24 protein-coding genes and 1 pseudogene are annotated in these 24,294 nt (G+C 48.5%); 17 read left to right on the forward strand and 8 right to left on the reverse strand.

The features are described from left to right. Positions 1–19: 19 nt before the first annotated feature. Together HMPREF9431_RS09760 and HMPREF9431_RS09765 are read right to left on the reverse strand one after the other, a co-directional pair. Positions 20–475 carry an HU family DNA-binding protein gene (locus tag HMPREF9431_RS09760; RefSeq protein ID WP_004381106.1) on the reverse strand — a complete coding sequence of 152 codons (456 nt, stop codon included), beginning with the start codon at positions 473–475 and terminating at the stop codon, positions 20–22. A 75-nt stretch (positions 476–550) separates the two neighbouring features. Further along, positions 551–1,000 (reverse strand): D-Ala-D-Ala carboxypeptidase family metallohydrolase, encoded by a 450-nt coding sequence (locus tag HMPREF9431_RS09765; protein WP_025071075.1) that lies wholly within the window; start codon positions 998–1,000, stop codon positions 551–553. A gap of 433 nt (positions 1,001–1,433) precedes the next feature. Here HMPREF9431_RS09765 and HMPREF9431_RS09770 point away from each other — a divergent pair, with 433 nt between their 5' ends. Then, the gene (locus HMPREF9431_RS09770; protein WP_004381108.1) at positions 1,434–1,883 is read left to right on the forward strand and encodes a hypothetical protein; all 450 of its coding nucleotides are present in this window, start codon (positions 1,434–1,436) and stop codon (positions 1,881–1,883) included. Between the two features lie 58 nt (positions 1,884–1,941). Here HMPREF9431_RS09770 and HMPREF9431_RS09775 read toward each other — a convergent pair whose 3' ends face one another. After that, entirely contained in the window at positions 1,942–2,538 is a 597-nt protein-coding gene (locus HMPREF9431_RS09775) for an ORF6N domain-containing protein (RefSeq protein WP_004381109.1), read from the reverse strand. A gap of 517 nt (positions 2,539–3,055) precedes the next feature. Here HMPREF9431_RS09775 and HMPREF9431_RS09780 point away from each other — a divergent pair. The 6 genes and pseudogenes from HMPREF9431_RS09780 (at position 3,056) to HMPREF9431_RS09805 (ending at position 6,776) form a co-directional block, all read left to right on the forward strand. Beyond that, positions 3,056–3,391 (forward strand): TfoX/Sxy family protein, encoded by a 336-nt coding sequence (locus tag HMPREF9431_RS09780; RefSeq protein ID WP_004381110.1) that lies wholly within the window; start codon positions 3,056–3,058, stop codon positions 3,389–3,391. 119 nt (positions 3,392–3,510) lie between these two features. After that, positions 3,511–4,119: a type 1 glutamine amidotransferase family protein gene (locus HMPREF9431_RS09785; protein ID WP_040561536.1), complete on the forward strand. Its 609-nt coding sequence runs from the start codon at positions 3,511–3,513 to the stop codon at positions 4,117–4,119. Positions 4,120–4,167: 48 nt separating this feature from the next. Continuing rightward, positions 4,168–4,275: pseudogene (locus HMPREF9431_RS12545) on the forward strand (ClbS/DfsB family four-helix bundle protein); the annotation flags it as partial. A 2-nt stretch (positions 4,276–4,277) separates the two neighbouring features. Next, positions 4,278–5,012 (forward strand): class I SAM-dependent methyltransferase, encoded by a 735-nt coding sequence (locus tag HMPREF9431_RS09790; RefSeq protein WP_004381112.1) that lies wholly within the window; start codon positions 4,278–4,280, stop codon positions 5,010–5,012. Positions 5,013–5,047: 35 nt separating this feature from the next. Next, positions 5,048–5,512: a flavodoxin gene (locus HMPREF9431_RS09795; RefSeq protein ID WP_004381113.1), complete on the forward strand. Its 465-nt coding sequence runs from the start codon at positions 5,048–5,050 to the stop codon at positions 5,510–5,512. Between the two features lie 388 nt (positions 5,513–5,900). Further along, positions 5,901–6,776: a hypothetical protein gene (locus HMPREF9431_RS09805; protein WP_004381116.1), complete on the forward strand. Its 876-nt coding sequence runs from the start codon at positions 5,901–5,903 to the stop codon at positions 6,774–6,776. A 357-nt stretch (positions 6,777–7,133) separates the two neighbouring features. On the opposite strand, the gene HMPREF9431_RS09810 is transcribed toward HMPREF9431_RS09805, so the two are convergent. Both HMPREF9431_RS09810 and aroQ read right to left on the reverse strand, forming a co-directional pair. Next, positions 7,134–7,817, reverse strand: a complete 684-nt coding sequence (locus HMPREF9431_RS09810; protein ID WP_004381118.1) for an O-methyltransferase — start codon at positions 7,815–7,817, stop codon at positions 7,134–7,136. Positions 7,818–7,820: 3 nt separating this feature from the next. Continuing rightward, the gene (gene aroQ, locus HMPREF9431_RS09815) at positions 7,821–8,255 is read right to left on the reverse strand and encodes a type II 3-dehydroquinate dehydratase (protein WP_004381120.1); all 435 of its coding nucleotides are present in this window, start codon (positions 8,253–8,255) and stop codon (positions 7,821–7,823) included. 78 nt (positions 8,256–8,333) lie between these two features. Here aroQ and HMPREF9431_RS09820 point away from each other — a divergent pair, with 78 nt between their 5' ends. From HMPREF9431_RS09820 to HMPREF9431_RS13015, 7 genes are all read left to right on the forward strand, one after another. Next, positions 8,334–9,275 (forward strand): site-specific tyrosine recombinase, encoded by a 942-nt coding sequence (locus HMPREF9431_RS09820; protein ID WP_004381122.1) that lies wholly within the window; start codon positions 8,334–8,336, stop codon positions 9,273–9,275. Positions 9,276–9,395: 120 nt separating this feature from the next. Continuing rightward, the gene (locus HMPREF9431_RS09825; RefSeq protein ID WP_004381123.1) at positions 9,396–9,788 is read left to right on the forward strand and encodes a hypothetical protein; all 393 of its coding nucleotides are present in this window, start codon (positions 9,396–9,398) and stop codon (positions 9,786–9,788) included. 2,249 nt (positions 9,789–12,037) lie between these two features. Further along, positions 12,038–12,499: a 50S ribosomal protein L13 gene (rplM, locus tag HMPREF9431_RS09835; RefSeq protein WP_004381126.1), complete on the forward strand. Its 462-nt coding sequence runs from the start codon at positions 12,038–12,040 to the stop codon at positions 12,497–12,499. Positions 12,500–12,510: 11 nt separating this feature from the next. Next, positions 12,511–12,897 (forward strand): 30S ribosomal protein S9, encoded by a 387-nt coding sequence (rpsI, locus tag HMPREF9431_RS09840; protein WP_004381127.1) that lies wholly within the window; start codon positions 12,511–12,513, stop codon positions 12,895–12,897. A 269-nt stretch (positions 12,898–13,166) separates the two neighbouring features. Beyond that, entirely contained in the window at positions 13,167–14,006 is an 840-nt protein-coding gene (gene rpsB / locus HMPREF9431_RS09845; RefSeq protein ID WP_004381129.1) for a 30S ribosomal protein S2, read from the forward strand. 108 nt (positions 14,007–14,114) lie between these two features. Further along, positions 14,115–15,110, forward strand: a complete 996-nt coding sequence (gene tsf / locus HMPREF9431_RS09850; RefSeq protein ID WP_040561543.1) for a translation elongation factor Ts — start codon at positions 14,115–14,117, stop codon at positions 15,108–15,110. Between the two features lie 82 nt (positions 15,111–15,192). After that, complete coding sequence (locus HMPREF9431_RS13015) at positions 15,193–15,606, forward strand: hypothetical protein (protein WP_155813014.1); 414 nt, start codon at positions 15,193–15,195, stop codon at positions 15,604–15,606. Positions 15,607–15,770: 164 nt separating this feature from the next. Here HMPREF9431_RS13015 and HMPREF9431_RS09860 read toward each other — a convergent pair whose 3' ends face one another. From HMPREF9431_RS09860 to HMPREF9431_RS09870, 3 genes are all read right to left on the reverse strand, one after another. After that, positions 15,771–16,184 carry a hypothetical protein gene (locus HMPREF9431_RS09860; RefSeq protein WP_004381132.1) on the reverse strand — a complete coding sequence of 138 codons (414 nt, stop codon included), beginning with the start codon at positions 16,182–16,184 and terminating at the stop codon, positions 15,771–15,773. 14 nt (positions 16,185–16,198) lie between these two features. Beyond that, the gene (locus tag HMPREF9431_RS09865) at positions 16,199–17,884 is read right to left on the reverse strand and encodes a hypothetical protein (RefSeq protein ID WP_004381133.1); all 1,686 of its coding nucleotides are present in this window, start codon (positions 17,882–17,884) and stop codon (positions 16,199–16,201) included. A gap of 285 nt (positions 17,885–18,169) precedes the next feature. Then, a complete protein-coding gene (locus tag HMPREF9431_RS09870) occupies positions 18,170–19,948 on the reverse strand; it encodes a DUF7833 domain-containing protein (RefSeq protein ID WP_155813015.1) in 1,779 nt (592 codons plus the stop codon). A gap of 305 nt (positions 19,949–20,253) precedes the next feature. On the opposite strand from HMPREF9431_RS09870, the gene HMPREF9431_RS09875 reads away from it, so the two are divergent. The 3 genes from HMPREF9431_RS09875 to HMPREF9431_RS09885 are packed head-to-tail and all read left to right on the forward strand — an operon-like array spanning position 20,254 to position 24,168. After that, positions 20,254–22,098, forward strand: a complete 1,845-nt coding sequence (locus HMPREF9431_RS09875; protein ID WP_004381135.1) for a phosphoethanolamine transferase — start codon at positions 20,254–20,256, stop codon at positions 22,096–22,098. Further along, positions 22,088–23,161 (forward strand): acyltransferase family protein, encoded by a 1,074-nt coding sequence (locus tag HMPREF9431_RS09880; RefSeq protein WP_004381136.1) that lies wholly within the window; start codon positions 22,088–22,090, stop codon positions 23,159–23,161. The genes HMPREF9431_RS09875 and HMPREF9431_RS09880 overlap by 11 nt, the downstream gene beginning before the upstream one ends. Further along, positions 23,158–24,168 carry an acyltransferase family protein gene (locus tag HMPREF9431_RS09885; RefSeq protein WP_004381137.1) on the forward strand — a complete coding sequence of 337 codons (1,011 nt, stop codon included), beginning with the start codon at positions 23,158–23,160 and terminating at the stop codon, positions 24,166–24,168. The genes HMPREF9431_RS09880 and HMPREF9431_RS09885 overlap by 4 nt, the downstream gene beginning before the upstream one ends. Positions 24,169–24,294: the final 126 nt, after the last annotated feature.

Here is a 24,294-nt window from a genome sequence, read left to right on the forward strand (position 1 = left end):
GCCGAAGCAAGGGGAAGGCTTATCCGCCTACGGCTGGAGTGCCCGAGGGTTTCTTGTTGATGACATAGGTGCCATGCTCTTGCAGGGCCACACCGCGCAGCAACTCCTTCACGTGTTTGTGGGCATCACGGTCCAAATTCGACGCAGGGAGGAAGTTCACATGCAGGCTCTTCACGTTCTTCACGGGATTAAACTCGCCCGCAGAGGCTGCCGGTTTGCAGCGCAATCCCACTTTAAACGTGCCCAAACCGTCGATTCTCACGCGCTTGGAGTCTTGCAAATGTGCGGTCATCACTTCTACCAACTCAATCAAAACGGCCGTCACGTCGCTGCGTTTGAGCGAACAGTTGCGCTCAATCTGGGCCGAGATGGCTGCTAAGTCAACAACGCCTTGGTGCACGGCACGCGCATAAAACTTTTTGTAACCGGCACTCTTCTTGTTTTTGTTCTCGTAGATTTTGTACAATACAGACATAATTCTGTTCCTTTCTTTTTGTTAAATTGTTAATTAAATTACTATGGTCATTCTTATAAAAATAAGATAAAGCGCTTACTTCTTGGCGGTAAGGTGGAAGGCTTCATGGCGATTGTGTTGCGGTTGTCGCCGATAGCTCACGTGCAACCAACAGCAGCCATTGCGCATGGCATGCTCAAACAGCAGCTGGTCGAAGGGCAGGTGGTGCCGAATGTAGTCGAAATAACGACGTCCTTCGGCCTCGCTCGCCACATGAATGTCGGCCGCTTCGCCCAGCAGATGCTGTGAGTTGTGTGCTCCTCTGATGGCTTTATTTAAAGCGGTTGAGCGATAACCGCTGGCAATGATGATTCGCCCAAAGCGCAAGCGTAAGGGTTCTAAAACCATGGTGCAAAGCGCTTGCAGATTTTCTTCTTCGGCTTTCGTCGGCGTGTTGTCGATGCCTAACTTCAAAGCCACGCCCGAACGGTGCATCTCAGCTTTCGAGAAGTGGGGCGAATACATTTCTTTTTGATCTGTTTTCATTTCAATTTCTTTATTAAGGTTCAGAAGATTGGTCTTACTGAACTGATGCAAAGATACGAAATTTTGCCCCACCCTGTCAAGCTTTTTAGAAGATATTTGGTAATACGATTGTTAAGTTTCTCATGGTTTTAAAGACTATTAACGGAAAATGGGGCGTATGGAAAAAATATTTCCACGAAAAACGCTAACTTTGTAGGCGGAAATCAGCGGACGATGCTTTTGCCTTTTCTGACGTCTGTTTTGTCATTTGGCGTGTGGCGTTCCCTCTTTTCCTGTGCGCGGAGCCTCTTCTTTCTCCCGTTTCCATGGGGATAAGCAGCTCGAAGGCGGTTGGATGGCCCCTCATAGGGGTGCGAAAAAATGCTTTCTGCGCGGCAAAAGAAAACGCTATATATATAATAAGGTGAAAATTTCACATCAAACATAAACAATCATGGATATAATTCTACGGGCATTGAAAAATGAAATTTCGGCCATCTTGGCGCTTACCCCCGCCGACAACCTGCATTGGTGTGGCAGCCACACCGACCTTTTCGAGGCCGCAGCCCTCGTGTGTACCTCCTTTCCGCTCTATACTTCGGCGGGGCAACTCTATCGGGTGGGACCGCTCATTCACGAGCTTTGCCTGCGTTTGCATCTCGATGAGCCTCATAATCCGCGGGCCTATCTCTACAAAGCCAAGCACCGAAAGTATGTCCGGCAGGTGCCTTTCCAACAGCGTTATGCGCAGTGTCTGCAGCAAATGCCGCGCCCTTTGTTTGCCATGATACGGGTGGGCGAGGGGAAGGAGCCCCCTTTCTCCTCGTCATCTCCGCAGCCTGCTGCCGGTATGCACGTGGCGGATGCACCCGATGCGTTGGATGCCACACATTGTGAGGGCTGATACTGAGGGGCATCCAGCGCGCAAGGGGAAGGGAAAAGGCGATAGCGTGGCCTTGGGATTACCCCTTTCGCTCTCGTGTTGTTTCCAGCTCCCATTTGAAGAAGCCTAAGTTTACGCCGAAAGTCATCCGCTGAACGCTGATGGGCATGGGGTCGGCAAAGACCTCATCCATCAAGTTTTTGAAGGCATTCTGCTCTTGAGCGGTCGGCAGTTCGCCGCCTTTTGCAATCTCATCGTTGGCCTGTTGCATGGCTCTTGCCAACTGACGGAGCTTTGTAAATGTCTCGATGATGGCAATGGTGGCTTCAGTTGCGAGGGCCGACTTGATGATGGTGGCGAGCATGTAAAGCCCTTTCTCGGTAAAGGCTTTCGGGAGAACAGTTGAATGTTTCAGCGGATTGAACCGGTGGAAATTTTCCACCAGTTCCTTTTTCTCTTCTTTTTCGAGGGTGATGATATAGCCTTGCGGAAATTTATCAGGGTTATTCTTTACGGCTTTGTTGATATCTCTCGTCTCCACCCCATAAAGTTCGGCGATGTCTCTATCGAGGATAACCTGCGTATCGCGAAGGACAATGATCTTACTCTCGACTTGTTTTATCTGCTTGTGCTCTCCCATGAGAACAAAGATAGCACTTTTTTCTGAGGTTTCCATGTTTTTCTTCCCGTTTTTCTTTCTGTCCGTTCGTCATCCCGCTCACCCACTTTCCTTTCTTGCCGGCATCCTCTTTCGAGTAACCTTGATTACAATAGTCAAGATAGCGCGAGCATTGAAAGTAAGCAATTCACAACTAAAACCTCAATTCCGCAGCATTATTCCTTGCAAGGTACTTTTATATATTGAAGTGACATTTTTGGGATTTATCCATTGATATGGGGATTTTCCGGGGTTCTTGGTTCTTGCATAATCATGAAATCCCCCACCAAAACCAATGGGGAAGTATGAAAAGCCACAAAGAAATGATGTAAATTCCACCGAAAGGAGTGATATTCTCGATTTTAAGTGCTACCTTTGTCATGTCAGATTTTGTCTATTTTTTGTTTGCAGCACCAAGATAGGTGAAATTTCTGACATATCCAAGTGTTTTGAGAACTTTGTTTCCCAGGCACTTGGAGTTCTCATAAGAATTTATGCTGCGGAATTAAGGGTATATAATAAAAGACTCTCAAAAATGGCATGTAATCAAGATTTTGTACAGTATATCGCCGACCAATGCTCCGAAGCCGGTGAAATAACTGTCAGGAAGATGTTCGGCGAATATGGCATCTATTGCAACGGCAAGATTTTCGGACTTATCTGCGACGACCGTCTCTATCTGAAACTGACGGAGGCAGGGCGTAAACTGCTTCGGAGCGAAGAACTCCGACCTCCATACGATGGGGCGAAAAACTATTTCTACATCGCCGACGTAGACGACCGACGGTATCTCTCTTCACTCGTCCGGGCAACCTATGAGGAACTGCCGGAGCCGAAACCAAACAAGAAAAAGGCTACCCCAAAGTTCTAAAATGTAAAAGAACTATGGCCCGACCAATGACAAAGGCGCCAACACTTCTCGAATCTCTTCTTCCTTTTTGTATTATTCCTAAATATAGTAATTTTTCAACAACTAATAATAATATTTTTATGACACAGAAAGTTTTATTTATTTTATTGAACGAATATGCCGATTGGGAAGGGGCATTCCTTTCCACAGCTCTTCATGAAGGAGTTTTACCACCTGGTAGCAAGATAAAGTACGAAGCAAAATACGAAGTGAACATCGTTGCCCCGACATTGGATGAAGTTCGTTCTATCGGAGGTTTTAGAACACTACCTGATTATTCTTTCGAGAATATGCCCGAAGAATATGCAGCATTAGTACTTATCGGTGGTAACCGATGGAATAGTGCAGAAGCCGAACTTGTTGTTCCTTTGGTACAAAAGGCATTAGATAACGGAAAGATTATCGGAGCAATCTGCAATGGGGCTTCTTTTATGTGTTCACACGGTTTTCTGAATAATGTCAAACACACAGGCAATGGGCTCGACCAACTCAAACTATGGGGCGGCGATAAGTACACGAACGCATCGGGCTACATCGAAGCACAAGCCGTAAGCGATGGTAATATTGTTACAGCAAATGGCACAGGTCATTTAGAGTTCACACGCGAGATGCTCCTGCTATTGAAAGTCGATAGCCCCGAACGAATAGCTGCATGGTATGATTTTTACAAGAATGGCTTTGCAAGATAATCCATATAATAAAAGAACTATGGCACGACCAACGACAAAGGCAGCGTCGATTGGACAGGTGCTTCTACGCTCGGCGCTTATTGCGTCTCTTCCGCGTCAAGTCGTTACGACCGGGCGATAAAGAAGATAAAGATTTACATAAAGAGCTTCAGATAAAGATGAAAAAGAATTGGGAAGATGTTTTATCCCTGTATGTCGACAGGACTATCAGTCCTGATGGACGCGATACGTTTGAATCTACGCAGGTATTGAGCAATCGAATATTCGATTTTGCGAGCATCAAGACGGGAGATATGATATTGGATTTAGGATGCGGCTGGGGTAAATCCCTGCAGCCGTTCGTTTCTCGGTTCCGGTCTGTTATCGGAGTAGATATAAGCAAAGAAAATATTGCACGGGCAAAAGCTGTTTATGCACAAGAAGCTCATGTGTCTTTTATGAGCGGATGTATTCAAGACTTGGAACTGCCTAAAAACAGTGCCGATTTAATTATTTCCTCCTTGGTTCAGCATCAGGTAAACCGAGCCGATTGGTCGAAGCTGTTCAAAGCCGTAGCGCAGGCAATGAAAGCCGATGGCGAAATGGTAATGGCTGATGAGGTTATCTTATTCGATCCCGAAGCGTATCCCGAGAGGTTCGATGAGGTTTACCGTTATTTATTAGAGAGAACTACCCCGGCAGATGTGTACGAACATCATATTAAACCGTATCTGAAGGAAGAGCATATCTATACTTGGCAGGATATGAAAGAGAATACCCTACCCGAATATTGGTTCTATTCTGTCAAGGACTTAAAATCGACTTTGAAGAATGCCGGTCTGGAACTTACAGACGTTCAGGATATAACGCCTTTCTTCGGGCTGCTGAAAATAAGGCATCAGACCATTTCGTAGTCAACCTATCGAAGAACTTATAAATAAATATAGAAATGAATACACCTCCCTTAATCGCTTATTATTCATACTCCGGAATAACAAAGGCACTGGCAGAAGACATTGCCTTGATTACCGATGGGGAGCTATTGGCACTTATTCCGCAGAAGCCATATTCTTTTTCCTACAATACTGCGGTGAAAGAAATCAGACAGGAGATAGAACGAGGATATTGTCCTCCTTTATCTAACTGTTTCGATAGCGTTGCAGTCTACGATACCATCTTCATCGGTTCACCTAACTGGCTAAAAACCTTTGCGCCGCCTATACGCTCTTTCTTGAGAAGTGTAGATCTGACCGGAAAAACAATAATCCCTTTCTGTACGCATGGAGGAGGAGGATTCGGACATATGGTAGAAGACCTTCAACACGAGTGTAGCAACTGCCTGCTAAAAGAAGGTATTGCCCTAAAAGGCAACTATGATCTTGAAGAAGTGCAGAAATGGATTATAAGTCTTTAAACAAAGTTCGGCATATGCTTTATAAAATACCTCAATTCCGCAGTATTTTTTCTTGTGAGGTACTTTTATATATTGAAGTGACATTTTTGGGATTTATCCATTGATATGGGAATTTTCTGGAATTCTTGGGTCTTGCATAATCATGAAATCCCCCACCCAAACCAATGGGGAAGTATGAAAAGCCACAAAGAAATGATGTAAATTCCACCGAAAGAAGTGATATTCTCGTTTTTAATTGCTACCTTTGTCATGTCAGTTTTTTGCTTACTTGTTATGTTTGCAGCACCAAGATAGGTGAAATTTCTGGCATATCCAAGTGTTTTGAGAACTTTGTTCCCCAGGCACTTGGAGTTCTCGCAAGGGTTTATGCTGCGGAATTAAGGTAAATATGAAAAAAATAGTATTCTTTCTTATCACTTGTCTGCTTTATTTTTCTTGTAGTACGGCATCTCAAAAGCAGCAAATTAAGACATCTACTTCAAATAGAAAAATTGAAAGAGTTGATAGCTTTAAAAGTTGTGATGATAAGTTAAGAGAGTTAATTGTGTCGTCTGCAAACTTTGAGAATCCTTTTAAGAATCAATTGAAGGCAAAAATCACAGAGAAAAATGATGAAATTTTCACAATAGAGTTGTACGTAGAAGATTCGGGAGTAAATTCCATAAATACAGTCGGTTGGATAAAATTAAATACTCATGAACAGAGTCTGATTGATATCACCAATGACCCTGATGATGGAATACTCTTGCAATATAATAAAGACTTATATAATGACTATATTACAAGATGCCTTCATATAAATTCAGATGGAAAGCTTATAAGGCAGAATGATATAAATTATTGCAAGCTACCTTTTGATTTTAATGATTACTATAACTCCGGGAATACGGATAAAGTTAATAGAGCTTATCCTACTTATACTTATAACCCTAAGGATAATTTATCTAAATTGGTGAAGAGATATTTTGGAATGGAGTATTCATATAATGAGTATTTGTATCTACCACCTATAAATTCAGAGCAGCCTATAATACTATGTAATACTGAAACAGATATTGAAACTTATGATCTAGTGATAGTTGAGAGTAATAGCATTAAATCATCATTAACCATTGGGCATATGGATGGTAATGAAATTATTGATTTTACAATTAGCAGTGATTATCTTATTACTTTATACAAGTATCAGGATACTACCGTGAAAAGGAAAAAGTGGAAGACTTTTAGGATTAATAAAAATGGAATATTTTATGAGATACCTTAACTCCGCAGCATAAATTCTTGTGAGAACTTTGTTTCTCAGGCACTTGGATTTCTTAAAAGATTTTATGCTGCGGAGTTAAGGTATTACTAAAACGCGAGAGGTTTTCGGCCTAACCAAATATCTATTACGTAAAAAAGCGAATTATTGGTAAGTTTTCAAGCACAATTGGTAACAATGGTATGGAAAAGATGGGTTATTTTTGCAAAGGTAGTAGAAATAGAATATAGATGATTTACTTTTTTCTATAGATTTAATCTCAATAGGTATTAGCGACTATTTTTAAGAGTAAAAGGATTAGTGATGAGGAGGTGTCCACGGGAGTGGATGCCTCTTTTTGGGCAGCTGCTCCGGCACGGGCTATTCCTCGGCCACCTTTCGCACCAAGGTGAGTCCGTCGCGCAGTGGCAAAATCACCTGTTCGGCACGCGGATCGGCCAGCACATGGTCGTTGAACGTGCGGATACCCACGGTCTGTGCGTCGTGATCATAGGTGCTATCGACCACATGACCATCCCACAACGTGTTGTCGACCGCCATGAAACCGCCCAAGCGCAGCACGTGCATCGCCATCTCATAGGTTTCGATATAGGTGCGCTTGTCGCCGTCGATGAAGGCAAAATCGAAGGTTATTCCCAACCGAGGTGCCAGCACGTTGGCATCGCCAATGGTGAAGATAACCTGCTGTGCCCAAGGTGATTGCGCTATCCATGGGCGGGTAAAATCCTCCATTTCGTCGTTCACTTCGAACGTGTAGAGGCGCCCGTCGGGGGGCAAAGCGGCGGCCATGCAGAGCGCACTGTAACCGCTGAAGGTGCCCACCTCGAGCACCCGCTGCGGCCGAAGCATCGCCACGAGCATCTTTAACAGCTGCCCTTGCACATGACCACTGGCCATGCGCCCGTGAATGGTGTGGATGTTGGTGGCGCGATAGAGCCGATAGAGGTAATCGTCCTCGGGCGAAGTGTGTTGCGCCACATAGGCCTCAAGGGCATCTTCGGGCGGCTGCAGCCCGGGAATGTGGAGGTCGCCATGCCTGCTCATGGCCTATTTTGCCTGCCGTTTGCGGTTCACCAAGGCTTCGACGGCCAAGCCATAGCCCGGCAAACCGAGTCCCACGATGACGCCCTGGCACACGCTGCTGAGCATCGACTGGTGGCGAAAGGCCTCGCGTTGATAGAGGTTGCTGATGTGCACCTCGATCACCGGTGCCGCAATGGCACGGATGCAGTCGTGCAGGGCGATGCTCGTGTGGCTGTAGCCGCCAGCATTGAGCACCACACCATCGCAGTCAAAGCCCACCGCTTGCAGCTGGTTGATGAGCTCGCCCTCGACATTGCTCTGGAAATAATCTATCTGCACGTCGGGGAATTGTGCACGCAAGGCCGACAGATAGCGCTCAAACGAGCTGTCGCCATAGATAGATGGTTCGCGCCGACCTAAGAGGTTGAGGTTGGGACCATTGATAATCTGAATTTTCATTGTTCCGTTTTTTTCGTTATCTTTGTGCTGCTGCTGGGTAAAAGCCCATACATTCGCCCAGCAAATATACGACATTAGATGGAAAAAAGCAAGAAATCGTCGGCAAATCTGCTGAAAGTTTATCAGCGCTATTTGCAGTTGGAGCGCAACTACTCGGGCAACACGCTCGAGGCCTACCTGCACGATGTGGGGCTGTTGCTGGACTATTGTGCGCAGAACGGGTTGGAGGTGCTGCACGTGACGCTGGAAGATTTGCAGCATTTCTCGGCCTCGCTGCACGATTTGCAGGTGGGTCCGCGCTCGCAAGCCCGTGTGCTGAGCGGCCTGCGGTCGTTCTATCGGTTCCTCGTGTTGGACGGATTTATCGAAAACGACCCCACCGAACTGTTGGAATCGCCTGCACAGGCACAGCATCTGCCCGAGGTGTTGTCGACGCAGGAGGTGGACATGCTCGAGGCGGCTGTCGACCTTTCGAAGGCCGAGGGGCATCGCAACCGCGCCATCATCGAGGTGTTGTTCTCGTGTGGGCTGCGCGTTTCGGAGCTGGTGAACCTCAAACTCTCTAACCTCTACCTTGACGATGGCTTCATTCGCGTGGGCGGAAAGGGCAACAAAGAGCGGTTGGTGCCCATCTCGCCGCGTGCCATTCGCGAGCTTCGGTTTTGGTTTGACGACCGCAACCGCTTGACTATCAAGCCCGGACAGGAAGATTATGTGTTTCTCAATCGGCGCGGCCATCGGCTCACCCGCACGATGATTCTCATCATCATCAAGCGGTTGGCTGAGGTGGCAGGCATTCAAAAAACCATCTCGCCCCACACCTTGCGTCACAGTTTTGCCACGGCCTTGCTGCAAGGGGGTGCCGACTTACGCGCCATCCAAGCCATGTTGGGGCACGAAAGCATCTCAACCACAGAGATTTACACGCACATTGACACGGCAACCCTGCGCGAGGAGATTTTGAAACACCACCCCCGCAACATCAAGTTTGCCGACGAGGAGGGCGAGGAAGAGGTGTGAGCGGCGTGCGCTGTTCTATATATATAAAGTGTTGCTCGGGCGGGTAGGTTCGAAGTGGACCATTCTTTTTGAGCGTGAATGAAGTGTATGAAGGTAAACAACAATAACGACAATAGGACAATGAGCATTTTAGTCATGGTGGAATGTGGGAATGATGGCAGCTATTCTTGCTACAGTGCGGCGCCCATCGGGGATTATGGCTTGGTGGATGGCGACGGAAAGACGGTTGCACAGGCAAAAGAAGATTTTCTGAAGGCCATAGAAGAATGTCGGAAGGCTTATCCTGACGATGAACGCTATTGCAATCTGACGTTCGAATATCGTTACGATCTGCGCTCGTTTTTCAATGATTTCAGCCATCTCAATGTGTCGGATATTGCCAAGCGTGCGGGGATAAAACCCTCGCTGATGCGGCAATATATGAGTGGGGAAAAGACGGCTGACGAACAAACCTACGAGTGTTTGTCGGCCTGCATCGAACAAATCAAGGCCGAACGGTGTGCCACATCGTGATAATGTGCCGCCTTTTGGGTGCGTGGCATAGTACTGATGGGGGAGCGTACAAGCCCCAAGGGGGGAACCTCTACCATGCCTTTTCGCGCGTATGCCCTTGCTATTTGTGGGGCAATCCTACGTTGTGGAACGGTGATAAATGCCATGTCATACACCATCCTCGCGTTGTGGTGCGGTAATAAATGGGCAATGATGGGCGCAACTCCACCGCAATATTATCCTCATCCCATGTTGTGGCGTGGTGATCAATGGTTGGGGTCGATGTAACCCCATCGGGGTTGTACTCTTGATAGCCCGGGGTTGCCGACGATAGGAGGCTACCCCGGGGAGCGAGGTGGGGGGAATGCTACCCCCTTGGGGGTTGTACTTTCTCTCTTTGTGCTATTGAATGCGCCACATGTAACCATTCATGGCATCGCATCATCATAATTTACGCATCCACAAAAATGGGGATGATGGGGAAATGGCGCGGGGAATTAAATTACCATACCTCGTATTGTGGCGTGATGATAAATGGCCATGATGCACACAATCTCTATGCCATGTCGCGGTAATGAATGGCCATGCGGTGCACAATTCTATGTTGTTGCATGGGCACACCCCACGTTGTGGTGCGGTGATAAATGGCCATGATGGGCGCAACTCCACCGCAATGTTATCCTCATCCTCGTGTTGTGGCGTGATAATCAATGGTTGGTGATGGCGCAACCCCATCGGGGTTGTACTTTCGATAGCCCGGGGTTGCCGACGATAGGAGGCTACCCTGGGGAGTGAAGTAGGCGGAATGCTACCCCCTTGGGGGTTGTACTTTCTCTCTTTGTGCTATCGAATACATCGCATGTAACCATCCGTGGCATCGCATCATCATGATTTACATGGTCACAAAAACGAAGATGAATGGGGAAATCGCACGGGGAATTTTAAAAAGTACAACCCCCAAGGGGGTAGCATTCTGTGGCGAACGTCGTCAGACAGGGTAGCTTTCGCTGCGCTCATCAACCCTGCCCTCTCGAAAGTATAACCCCTTCGGGGTAACCTCTACCATGCCTTTCCGCGCGTGTGCCCTTGATATTTGTGGGGCAATCCCACGCGGTTCAATGCCTATACATCATGTTGCCGCGCAGCATCCCTATGCCGTGTCGCGGCAATGAATGTCCATGCGGCACGCAACCCCACGGGATGGTATGGTCATACTCCATATTGTGGCGTGATGATAAGTGCCCATGATGCGCACTATCCCCGGGTTGTGGCGTGGTGGTCAATGGATGATGATACGGCAACCCATCGGGGTTATACTTTTGATAGCCCGGGGTTGCCGACGATAGGAGGCTACCCCGGGGAGCAAGGTGGGGGGAATGCTACCCCCTTGGGGGTTGTACTTTCTCTCTGTGTGCTATCGAATGCATTACATGTAACCATCCATAGCGTTGCATCATTATGATTTACGCATTCACAAAAATGGGGATACCGTGCACCATCTCTATGCTATGTCTTGGCGATGGATGGCCACGCGGCACGTAACCCCATCGGAATGGTATGGTCACCCTCCACGTTATGATGTGATAATAAATGGTTGGTGATGGTGTAACCCCATCGGGGTTATACTTTCGATAGCCCAGGGTTGCCGACGATAGGAGGCTATCCTGGGGAGCGAGGTGGGAGAAATGCTACCCCCTTGGGGGTTGTACTTTTTCTCTATCTGCGCTCTCCATGCAACAAAAACCCACCGCGTGGCTGCGAAGGCGAGGGTTTCATCACGGGCAATGGAGGATATGATGGCGGGCAATGGGGGATATGACGGCGAACGATGGAGGGTGTGGCCACGGACAATGGAGGGTATGACGGCGGACAATGGGGGATATGACGGCGAACGATGGAGGGCGGGACTACGGACAATGGAGGGTGTGACCACAAGCGATGGGGGAGGGAAGATGGATAAAAAGGATGGATAATAAAAAATTATAAAAGCGTTAAATATATGTAATATATGGTGCTTTGGAGGGCGTCCCGAGTGCATCCCTGTTATAAAATATGTATCTTTGCACGCCGATTGTTGAGAAAGTGCTTAGAATTCTCAGCAGTTCAGTGGTGTTAATAGCGTTCTCTCTGGCCAGATGACGCGGTTAGTGAATCTGCTGATCAGCAAAGCAAAAGCTGTGGATGGTCTCTTTTAGACTGGAGGCGCCGCGAGGTCTTTGTTATCGAAGGTAATTAACAATGTTTTTTAGTAGTAAAATTTTTATTCAGAAATGAACACTTTAAGTTACAAGACGATTTCCGCAAACAAGGAAACAGCGAAGAAAGAGTGGGTCGTAGTAGACGCTACCGATCAAGTTGTTGGTCGTTTTTGCTCTAAGGTAGCAAAGCTTCTTCGTGGAAAGTACAAACCCAACTTCACTCCAAACGTAGACTGTGGAGACAACGTGATTATTATTAATGCCGACAAGGTGGTATTCACGGGAAAGAAGGAAACCGACAAAGTCTACACCCGCTATACTGGTTACCCTGGTGGTCAGCGTTTCAATACGCCCGCAGAGCTCCGTACACGTGCCAATGGTATCGACAAAATCATTCGTCATGCCGTGAAAGGTATGTTGCCCAAGAACCGTCTTGGCCGGGCTTTGATGGACAATCTTTACGTGTTTGAGGGTGCTGAGCACAACAAAGAAGCTCAGAAGCCCAAAGCAATTGATATTAACCAGTATAAATAATAGAGGATAAGATGGAAGTTTTAAACGCAATTGGTCGCCGCAAGAGCGCTGTCGCTCGTGTTTATCTCACTGAAGGCACCGGTAAGATCATTATCAATAAGAAAGATTTAACAGAATTCTTCCCATCAGCAATTCTGCAATACGTGGTGAAACAACCCCTGTTGTTGCTCGAAGCCGATGGCAAATATGATATCAAAGCCAACCTCGACGGGGGTGGCTTCACAGGCCAGAGCCAAGCGCTTCGTCTGGCGATTGCCCGCGCTTTGGTTAAGGTTAACGCCGAAGACAAGAAGGCATTGAAAGATGCCGGCTTCTTAACGCGCGACAGTCGTGCCGTTGAACGTAAGAAACCCGGTCAGCCCAAGGCTCGCCGTCGCTTCCAGTTCAGCAAGCGTTAAGACGGACTTTTGTTGCCTGAGGCCTGTCGTTGGGCTGGCGCAAGCGGCCTGATGCGCGGTGAAGATGTGCCGAAAGGCGGTCGACAGCGTGCGGCTTGAGGCAACAGAACGTTCTCGTTTAGTATCTAAACTCCACAGACTCTGCCACCGAGGCAGATTACTATGGGGCTGATTCTGAGCAAAATGTGCTCGCAGGGTCGCCTTTAAAAAGCGGCATTGTGGCATTAAGAATTTAAAAGAAAGTAAACAATTAAATTAAAAGCAAGAAAATGTCAAGAACAAATTTTGACCAATTACTCCAAGCAGGTTGCCACTTTGGCCACCTCAAACGCAAGTGGAATCCCGCCATGGCTCCTTATATCTTCATGGAGCGCAACGGCATTCACATCATCGATTTGAACAAAACCGTAGCCAAGATTGACGACGCTGCCGAGGCTTTGAAGGCGATTGCCAAGGCCGGCAAGAAGATTTTGTTTGTAGCTACCAAGAAACAAGCTAAGGAAATCGTTGCCGAGAAGGCTGCATCTGTCAATATGCCTTACGTGAACGAGCGCTGGGCAGGTGGCACACTGACCAACTTCCCCACCATTCGCAAGGCCGTTAAGAAGATGACCAACATCGATAAGCTCATGAGCGACGGCACTTTTGCCAACCTCTCGAAGCGCGAATTGTTGCAGGTTACCCGTCAACGTGCGAAGTTAGAGAAGAACCTTGGTTCGATTTCCGACCTCACCCGTTTGCCCAACGCCCTCTTCATTGTCGACGTGATGAAAGAGCATATCGCCGTGAAAGAGGCCAATCGTTTGGGCATCCCCGTGTTTGGGATTGTCGATACCAACTCCGATCCTAAGAACATCGACTTTGTTATCCCGGCCAACGACGATGCAAAAGATAGCGTTGAAACCATTTTGAACGCTGTTTGTGGTGCCATTGCCGAGGGTATTGCAGAGCGCAAGGTTGAGAAGGTAGATGAGAAAGCGGCTGCCGAGCAGGCAGAAGTTGCGGGCGAACACAAGAGACGCACACGCAAGGCACGCAAAGACACGGCTGCTCCTGCTGAAGAAGCAAAGGCCGAAGCTGCCGAAACCGCTGAAGCTGCTGCCGAATAAAGGCAACCATAGGGTCTTGTTTGAGGAATAGGATCGGCCGAGACCCTATGCCATTCACATAAGATCCTATCATTTTTTTAACATTTATAAAACGAAAGACGATTTATTATGGCAATTTCAATTGACGATATTAAAAAGCTCCGCGCCATGACCGGTGCGGGTTTGGCTGATGTAAAGAAAGCTTTAACCGAGGCCGATGGCGATTTTGACAAAGCAAAAGACATCCTTCGCGAGCGTGGTTTGGCCATTGCGGCTAAGCGTTCCGACCGCGAAACCTCTAACGGTTGCGTGTTGGTGAAGGCTGTTGATGGCTTCGCTGCCATGTTGGCATTGAAGTGTGAAACCGACTTTGTAGCCAATGGTAAGGACTTTATCCAGCTCACCGAGGACATTTTGAATGCCGCTATCGCTGCAAAATGCAAGACTTTAGACGAGGTGAAGACCCTGAAGTTGGCCAATGGCGATGACGCTGCAACGGCTGTTCAGCACCGTTCGGGCATCACTGGCGAGAAGATGGAGCTGGATGGTTACGACTATCTCGAAGGCGCTAACATCTCTATCTACGATCACATGGGCAAGCATACCTTGGCAACCATGGTGCAGTTGAACGCAGCCAACGAAGAAGCGGGTCACAAAGTAGCCATGCAAGTGGCTGCCATGAAGCCCGTATCTTTGGACGAAAGCTCTGTGCCTCAGTCGGTTAAGGACGAAGAATTCAAGGTGGCTGTCGAGAAAACCAAAGAAGAAATGGTTACAAAGGCTGTTGATGCAGCACTGAAAAAGGCTGGCATCAACCCCGCACATGTCGACTCAGAAGATCACATTGAGAGCAACACCAAGAAGGGATGGCTCACAGAAGAGGATGCAGCTAAGGCGCGTGAAATCAAGAAAACCGTGGGCGAAGAGAAAGCTGCTTCACTCAACGAGCAGATGATTCAGAACATCGCGCAAGGCCGTCTGAACAAGTTCTTCAAAGAAAACTGCTTGGTTGACCAGGAATTCCAGTTTGGTGACGGCGACAAAGAGAGCGTTGCTGCCTGGTTAAAGAAGCAAGGCGACCTGAAGATTTTGGCTTACAAGCGCTTCACCCTCGTAGCAGAATAAGCATTTGAATTTATTCATATTATATTTTAAAAGTTTAAAAAGTGGGGCACTGCATGTGAATGTGGTGCCTTTTTTGTGTCGTATGGCGCTCAACTTGCATCAGAAACGGCCGTCATCAGTAACCTTTGGCTGGCTCTTCCACCGCGCAATACGACGCGAAACCGCAGCACCATCATTCGTTTTGATGGCGATGGTGCTGCAAAGTTACCCCCGCCATCCGTCATTCCGCCACACAATACGACGCGAAATTGCGGTGCCATCATTCGTTTTGATGGGTGATGGTGCAGCAAAGTTACCCCCGTCATCCGCCATTCCACCGCGCCATGCAACGCGAAATCGCAGCACCATCATTCGTTTTGATGGCGATGGTGCAGCAAAGTTACCCCCATCATCCGCCATTCCACCGCGCCATACGACGCGAAAGCGCAGCACCATCATTCGTTTTGATGGCGATGGTGCAAGGAAATTACCCCCTTGGGGGTTATACTTTCTTTAATTCCCCGCACCCTTTCCCTGCATTTGGCAATAGTGTTGCCAGGCGCGGCAGTCGGCTTCGTGTTGCGTTTGCATGCATTGTAGGCGAAAATTCAGTCAAAGAAAAATGGACTATAGATGATTTTCGTCACCCATAGTCCATTAGCATTTATTGCTGTAACGCCTTTACCTATAAAGTACGTAGGTCAATGGCCCATATTTTAGCACTCCTTGCTCATAGCGAAACACGCCAATTCCCTTAATAGGTTGCCCCGTTTTCTCATCAATAATTTGAAAACCACCGTGCTCCTTTCTATACTCATAACGCCCATGCGCTTTTATATCATTTTGATAATCAATTACACCTGTTGTTCTGTTGACATAGGCATAAGTAGCATAACCGTTAAAAAATGTGATTTGCGCAATAGTACGATTTTCATTTGTCAAATAGTTATCAACCTCGCGCCATACGGTATGGTCTAAATTGGGAACAGAAGGCTCATCATCATCCTTTGCACACGACATGCAAACTGTTAGCAGCATGCAGTATGCAAGCATGCATACAAGGTGCTTTAAGTGATCTTTAAATATATATTCCATTGATTTATATCATATTATCGATTGATTAAACTTCTATTTACAGGTAAGATACACATATCAAAACAACCGAAAAGCTCTGTGGTCAAATAGGCTTTTGAACCTTCTATACGTTCGATTGCACTTGGTCCAAAGAAGTAATAACTATGATTTCCTGTTGAAATTTCATTATCTGTCACTTCCATCTGGATACGGTCTGTCTGTTGTATTGTGTGTTGTTTTTCCCACTCTGCTGATAGTCTTATAGAAGCAGTCCCTTTACCATCCTTAGTTATAGGGAATGAAACGGAGCCATCAACACCTGCTTTGAAGCGTGTCATATAAGTATTGACATAACTATATTCATGTGTATTCTTTGCATTAGAACCGAGAACAGAAACGTAAATTGCACGTTGTAAGGTCTGTTCAAATGGATTCCATGAGTCAAATCTAAGATCTATGCCTAAATAATGTGGGTAAATCCATTTCGCGCGTAGCTCTGCGGCATTGATACTATACCAGGCATGGCTTTTTCTAAAGAATGTCTTATGCTTCCTTTCGAGATGCATTGTGGTCGTAAATAAATCTTTTGGGCTAATCGCAAAGATAATATTCGACACATTATTTCCTGTAACAACATTAATACGGAATGTGAATTTGCCTTCACTCCATAAAAGAGGAAAAACTTCTTCATAGCCAGGATCTCCACCTTCATTATAGTAACTACCAGGTAAGATATAAGGACTTAAGAATGCACCATTGGTAGCAACTTGCTCCTTATGACGGCTAATGAGATAATAAAGGTTAGGATTAACTTTCATTCGGAAGACGACATCTTTTACCGATAAATCCAAATTACGCTTCTTTGTATTGAATTCAGTGATGTTATTTAGTCGATAAGCCATTGCAGTTCTTATCGCCCCATCGCCATTCCCTACTTGGTTGAAAGCTTTTAAGGTTTCCTTGGGGAGGCGTGCTGTTTCTATCGTATTAAGATTTGCATCCAGGTCTTTGTCATAGGCCTCATACAAGTCATAATGCCTTATTCTCCTACTACGGGTTGACACACCATAAATCGGAGTCTTTGCAGGATTATATGCATCATCAGCAAATGTGTAACTATCATTATTGATAGCGCGTGTTAATCCTTCTTTCAATTTCATCCGATGGCTGTCGTTTACTACGAAAGTATGAAATAGTGGTAATAACCCCCGTGTTTCTTGAGAGACAGAATCTGTAACATTCCCATCAACATAGAATTTTCCTTGATAATAAACTGGAATATTCGCATCTTTAGGATTCAAATTCTCTACACTTAAACTGTCTTGAAACAGAGATAGGTCAGGAATGAAAATGTTCAGTAAGGGTGCAGCGTTTTCTATTGCAGAAATATTATCAGAATTTTTAGCATACTCCTTTAATATTTCTTCAAAAGTCTTTCCTTCTTTCACAATCCGATCTTTTGCCAAAGGGTAAAAAATGTTGTGATCATTGTCATTCTCTTCAAGGGCTACATCCTTTAAGAAAGAGCGTAACTGCGGTTCCGCATAGCACGCTTTTGAAAGAGTTTTTGAAAATTCAAGCTCAGCCTCTTCTTTAGTTAGCTGATTTTTCTTAGTAATACTCTCGGAATGTTGCAAATTCTCATTCAACAGACCGTCATTTTGACAGGCACAGAGCGTTATGGCTAATGCTACCATTCCTGTAGTAAATAATGCTTTCATTTTTTATTAATTGATAAATTATAAAATCTGCGCAAAGGTATAATCCATAAGTATAAAAAGCCAAATGTTTTTAGTTTATTTCAATAATTAAAATCAATTTTTAAAAATAAAATCAACTTTGCCTGTGACATCACGCCAGTTTGCAGCACTGCAAAGACTTTGTTGTGCGCCGGAATCACCCATTCATCCTATGAGCACGTGGGGTTGACAATATGTGCTCTGTGATGGGATAGGGTTATGATAGTGGCTTTGCAGTTTACTTGCTACGGTCTGGTAAGATATTCGTTAAGGTTTACTGACAGCGTTGCTGCCACTTGCTACGACATTCTCCTGCATTTGGCGATAGTGTTGCCAGGCGCGGCAGTCGGCTTCGTATTGCGTTTGGGCATAGTGTTCAAAGGCTTGGCGCGTGTTTCTGCCCGGTTGCAGCAGGTGGTTGAGGTAGCTTTTGGCATCGTTGAGCGCGGCAATGGGTTTGGCCTGCGTCACACAATAGGTGAAAAACCAGCGCAGGGCTAAGCGCTTCCAGCGTTCTTGGCTGTAGACTTTGAGCCCCACCAAGCGTTCGAGGCTTTGCCAATAGAGGCTGTCGGCGTAGAGTTGGGCGAGGATTTCCCACGTGGTGCGCAGCGGTTGCCGCTCATCATCGGGCAGTTTGCGGGCGGCTTGTGCAAGATCGGTGAACACCGTTTCCAACCGAAAACCAGGCTGTTTTGCAACTTGCCCTGCATGTTTGCTCACCTCTTCCGCAGCTTTTTCGAGCGCATTCGCTGCTTTCGCGGCACTGTTGGTGGGCGAAGTTGTCGCTTGCTCTACATGCCGAGCGTTCTCTTCCGCAGCTTTGGCGGGCGCATTCGCAGCTTTCGCGGCACTGTTGGTGGACGATGCTGTCGCTTGCTCCACGTGCCGAGCGTTCTCTTCCGCAGCTTTTGCGGACACATTCGCAGCTTTCGCGGCGCTGTTGGTGGGCGAAGCTGTCGCTTGCTCCACGTGTTGAGTGCTCTCTTCCGTAGCTTTGGCGGGCGCATTCGCAGCTTTCGCGGCGCTGTTGGTGGGCGATGCTGTCGCTTGCTCTACATGCCGAGCGTTCTCTTCCGCAGCTTTGGCGGACGCGAGGGGTGCCACTTCTGTCAGAGGATGGGGCAAAGCATTGGTTGCCGGCGAGGCCTTTGCGGCCGAAGCTACACGCTGTTCTGCTCCCTTTACGACCGGCCGACCAACCATTTTCACCTCTTCGGTGCCCGAAGCTGCGGGCTGTTTAGCTCCCCTTGCCATGGGCCGACCAACCATTTTCATCTCTTCGGTGCCCGAGGTCACACGCTGTTCTGCTTCCTTTACGACCGGTCGACCAACCATTTTCGCCTCTTTGGTGCCCGGAATCATAGGCTGTTCTGCTCCCTTCACGACCGGCCGACCAACCATTTTCGCCTCTTCAGTGCCCGAAGCTGCGGGCTGTTTAGCTCCCCTTGCCACTGAACGACCAACGACTTCCGCCTCTTCGGTGCCCGAAGCTGCAGGCTGTTTCGCACCCTTTTCCGCTTTCTTCGCAACGGCATCGGCGGCATCGGCGGCGGTGGTTTCTTTTTCTTCGTCGTTTTTCTTTTTTATCCTTTCATCCTTTATCCTATGCAGGCTAAGAGCTTGATTATCAGATGGCTCATTTGTTAATGTTTCTAAACCGCAGGATTTTTGATTTATTTTTATTTTTTCTCCGCCCAAACACTGCCGCAGATAGGGGCTGTTGAACACCTTTCCGCCCGCTTCGATTTCGAACAGCGTGGGATAGTCGGTGAGCAACGCCATCATCGAGCGCTTGTTTTTGTGGCACATGCGCGCCAAATCGGTCACGGCATGCAGCGGCGCACGCCCCCATTCGCCGTGTTCCAGCAGATAGTTGAGCACGAAGAGTGCCATGCCCCAGCCCTCCATGCCCATCGTTTCGCGCAGGCGAAAGAGGTCGGGGCTGTTGAGAAGACGTGTGTCGAGCAGCAGAAACTTGCCCGAGACTTTGGGTTGGTGCGGCCGTTTGTGGGCGCCGCGTGTGTGGATTTCCTTGTTTTGCATTGTCAAAATTATTAAGTTGCAACGTGCTGTGCGACAGTTTGTTGCGCTTGTTTCATTCTGCTTGGGGCTACTTTTCCCGGTGGGTTGCAGCGCACTTCGCATCAGGTTGTTTGGGTGCAAATATACGAAATCGCGCATCGGGCTTGCAAGTTTTTCGGCCCAAAAAATGGCAACGGCGGCTCCTGATACCCCATCTTTTTCATGTTTTTCGCATTTGTGTGCCCACTTTCCTTTGCCGATTGCGGCGTTTCCATTAACTTTGCAAAACTAAACGCTCGGAAGACAAGGTTGATGTAAACAGCATGATGAAACAAGAAACATGGATGAAGTGGCTCGCGGTGGGCTGGAAACCGCTGAAAAGCAATGCGCTTTTCTTCGTGATGATGTACCTGTTGGGGTGCGTCAGCGCCTGGGTGACGCTGGGTCCTTACAAGGATGCCAAGCTCTATGACCACCTCTACACCGAACTTTTCTTCGACCTTTATTTGCTGGTGGCCGCCTTGACGTTGGTGCCCGAGCGGTGGCGGCGCTGGCTTCGGTTGATGCTCTATGTGGTGTTCTATGGCGTGGCCTTGGTGGATGCCTATTGCTACGTGACGTTCTCCTCGACGCTCAACCCCTCGATGCTCATGTTAGTGGGCGAAACCAACGGCCGCGAGGCATGGGAGTTTCTCACCACGCTGGTGTCGGCCGACCTCATTTTCAGCAACTTAGGTTGGATTTTGCTGCTCATCGGCGTCAACCTTTTGCTGTATTTCGCGCCACGATACCGCCTGTTTTACTGGCCAAAACAGGCGCTTTCGCTGCCCATTGAAGTAGCTTTTTCCGTGCTTGCCGTGGCGGGTTGGGTGGCCTGTGGCTGCGATGCGTGGGAGAACAAGGTGAAGGTGCATCGGCTGATGAGCGCTAAGACCATCGGCGAGGTGGAACATACGCTCACCAATAAGCACCACGGTGTGCTCTACAACCCCATGCTGCGCTTGGTTTTCAGCCTCTATGCCAACGACTTAGCCAGCCACCAGGTGGACAAATTGGTGGCGGCTGCCGACAAGGTGAGCGTCGACAGCTGCTCGTTTCGCTCGCCCACCATCGTGCTCATCATTGGCGAAAGCTATGGCAGGCATCACTCCCATCAGTATGGTTACCAGCTGCCCACCACGCCAAGGCAAGAGCGGCGCGCCCGAAAAGGGTTCTTGGTGCCGTTCACCGACGTGGTTGCGCCGTGGAACCTCACGAGCTATGTGTTTAAAAACGTGTTCTCCATGCACGTCGTGGGGCAGCAAGGCGAGTGGTGCGACTATCCGCTTTTCCCCGAGATTTTCAAGAAGGCGGGCTACAAGGTGACATTCCTCACCAACCAGTTTCTGATGAAGCCTGCCGCGGCTGTGTTTGATTTCAGTGGCGGATTTTTTCTCAACAACCCCACGTTGAACCGTGCTCAGTTTGACTTGCGCAACACCGCGCTCCACCGTTACGACGCGGGCTTGTTGCAGGATTACGACGATTTCCTCAAAGCGGGCAAGATTGATTTGCGGCAACACAACCTCATCATCTTCCATCTCATCGGCCAGCACATGAACTATCGCGACCGCTATCCGCCTGAACGCAAGAAGTTTGTGGCCGAACGCTACGAGCGGTTGCGCCCCGAACTCACGCAGAAGCAGCGCATGATTTTGGCCGATTATGACAACGCCGTGCGCTACAACGACTCGATTGTCGACCAGATTTGCCGGCGTTTTGCCAACAAAGATGCCATCGTTATCTACATGCCCGACCACGGCGAGGAGTGCTATGAGGAAAATCGCGGCTTCTTTTGTCGCAACCATTCGGCGCAAATCGACTGGCCGTTGGCACATTATGAGTTCGAGATTCCGTTTTGGATTTATTGCGCTCCACGCTATGCCCATCGGCGTCCCGAGCTGTTTCGGGCCATCGTTCAAGCCCGCAAACGCCGGCTGATGACCGATGCCTTGCCCCACATGTTGCTCTATTTGGCGGGCATTTCGGCCAAGGATTATCACGCAAAATACAACGTCTTGAGTGACGAATATGACGAGGCGCGCCCCCGATTGCTCAAGGGAACGGCCGATTATGACGCCCTGCGCACCCAATTTTTCAAGCAAAAAAACAAAGCTAAACATGAGAAATGAACTGTTGACGCGCGGTGAATGCGAGGCCATGCGTGGTCTGGCCATCATCGGAATCTTTCTGCATAACTATTGCCATTGGCTCAATCCGGTGGTGAAAGAAAACGAATACCAGTTTTTCAGCACCAACGTGCGCGACTTTCTGCGCGCCATCGCCCACCCCGATGCGCTGCTGCCGCTGCATGTGTTGTCGTTCTTTGGTCATTATGGTGTACCTATCTTCCTGTTTCTCAGCGCCTATGGGTTGGTGATGAAATATGAGAATGGCCCCGTGTTGCCACCCATCATTGCGTCGAAACCGTGGCGAGGGTTGAACACCTTCATGCTGTTTCACTATAAAAAGCTGTTTAAGATGATGATTGTGGGCTTCGTGGCGTTCACCATGCTCGACCTCATCACGCCCCATTCCCACCATTATCAGGTGCTCGATGTGGTGGCGATGCTCGGCATGTTCAACAATCTTTTGCCCCATCCCGACGACATCATCTGGCCGGGTCCCTACTGGTTTTTCGGGCTCATGCTGCAATGCTATTTCGTTTTCCGCCTGCTGGTGTGTCGCCGTTCGTGGAAAGTGGTGGCAGGGTTGATGGTGGTTTGCGTGGCGGTGCAGCTACTGTTGCCGCCCGAGAGCGAGGCCATGAACCGCTATCGTTATAATTTGATGGGCGGCATGTTGCCTTTTGGTTTCGGCATTCTCTATGCGCGTTATGGGCGAGAGCTGTCGAGTCGTGCCGTGAGCTGCCTGTTTGTGGTGTCCACGGTGGGCGTGTTGGTGGGCAGCACCACGATGGTGGGCTGGACGTTGGTGCCCCTGTTGGTGTGCATCGCCACGGTGACCTTGGTGAAACTCATCACCTATTTCCACGCCCACTGGCTGCAATCGGGACTCATTTGGATGGGCGGTGTGAGCGCAGCCCTCTTCGTTTGCCACCCCATCACGCGCAAAATCTTCATTCCTTTGAGCCGGCAAGGCGACTATTATGTGGGCTTGCTGCTCTATGTGGTGGCCAGTTTGGCCTTGGCTTGGTTCTTTCGCGAACTCATGAAGCGTATTCCTTTGCTATGAAAATCAACGACATCGAACTCTTCAACATCTCGAAATACCGGGGCGAGCTGATGGGAGCGGCCATGCTTTTCATCATCCTTTTCCACGTGAGTCTGCCCCGCAACGACCTGTTCTTTGGGCTTCGGCGCATGGGTAACATTGGCGTCGACATCTTTTTGTTTCTCAGTGGCGTGGGCTTGTGGTATGCGTGGATGAAAAATGCCTCGCTCAAACATTTCTTCCTGCGCCGCTATCTGCGCATCTATCCCGCGTGGCTCGTTGTCGCTTGCCTTTACTACATCCCGCGGTTTCATGGAGGCGACGCCTGGATGTGGCTCGACCTCGTGGGCGACATCGCCCTCAACTGGGACTTTTGGCTGCACGACGAACTCACGTTTTGGTATATTCCGGCCACGATGATGCTCTATGCGCTGGCCCCTTTCTACATGATGCTCATCCGCCGGCACCCTGTTTATCGGTGGTTGCCCGTGGTGATGATCCTGTGGTGCGTGCTCGTTCAATATGTCACGCCCATTCATCAGGCCGTCGGGCACATCGAGATTTTCTGGAGCCGCATGCCCATTTTCTTCATAGGCATCAACATGGGCGAGGCCATTCGACGCAAGGAAACCATCGATGGCACAGGCATTTGGATGATTATCCTCCTGTTTTTGATGACCTTGCTCTCGAGCATTTTCTTAGAACAGCAGCGTCATGGGCTGTTTCCTTTGTACGTTGAGCGCATGCTTTACATCCCCCTCACGGTGACGGCCGTGCTGTTGTTAAACCGCATCTTCCGTCGTTTGCCCGACCGTGCGAACCGCATCTTCCGCTTTGTGGGCAGCCTGAGCTTGGAATGTTACTTGCTCCACATCCATTTTGTCTTGGCCTATCTGCCGCGCGACTGGGGCTATTGGCCCAAATTTTGGGTGTGCCTGGGCATCACGCTGCCCGTTGCTTGGCTGTTAAATGCGGCGGTTGGCCGGCTCATCTCGCCCTTAGAACGACGCCTGAAGGCCACCTCTTGAGCGCAAATCGTGGGGGAGCGATGCGTAAAAGCCATTTGATGTGCACACCATGGCCGCATGCTTGCCCCACAACCGTTGCGATGGGAATGCGCCAACATGCTGCCCTTGCGGCATGATTGCTGCGGA

The organism is Segatella oulorum F0390, assembly GCF_000224615.1.
GTDB classification, from domain to species: Bacteria; Bacteroidota; Bacteroidia; order Bacteroidales; family Bacteroidaceae; genus Prevotella; species Prevotella oulorum.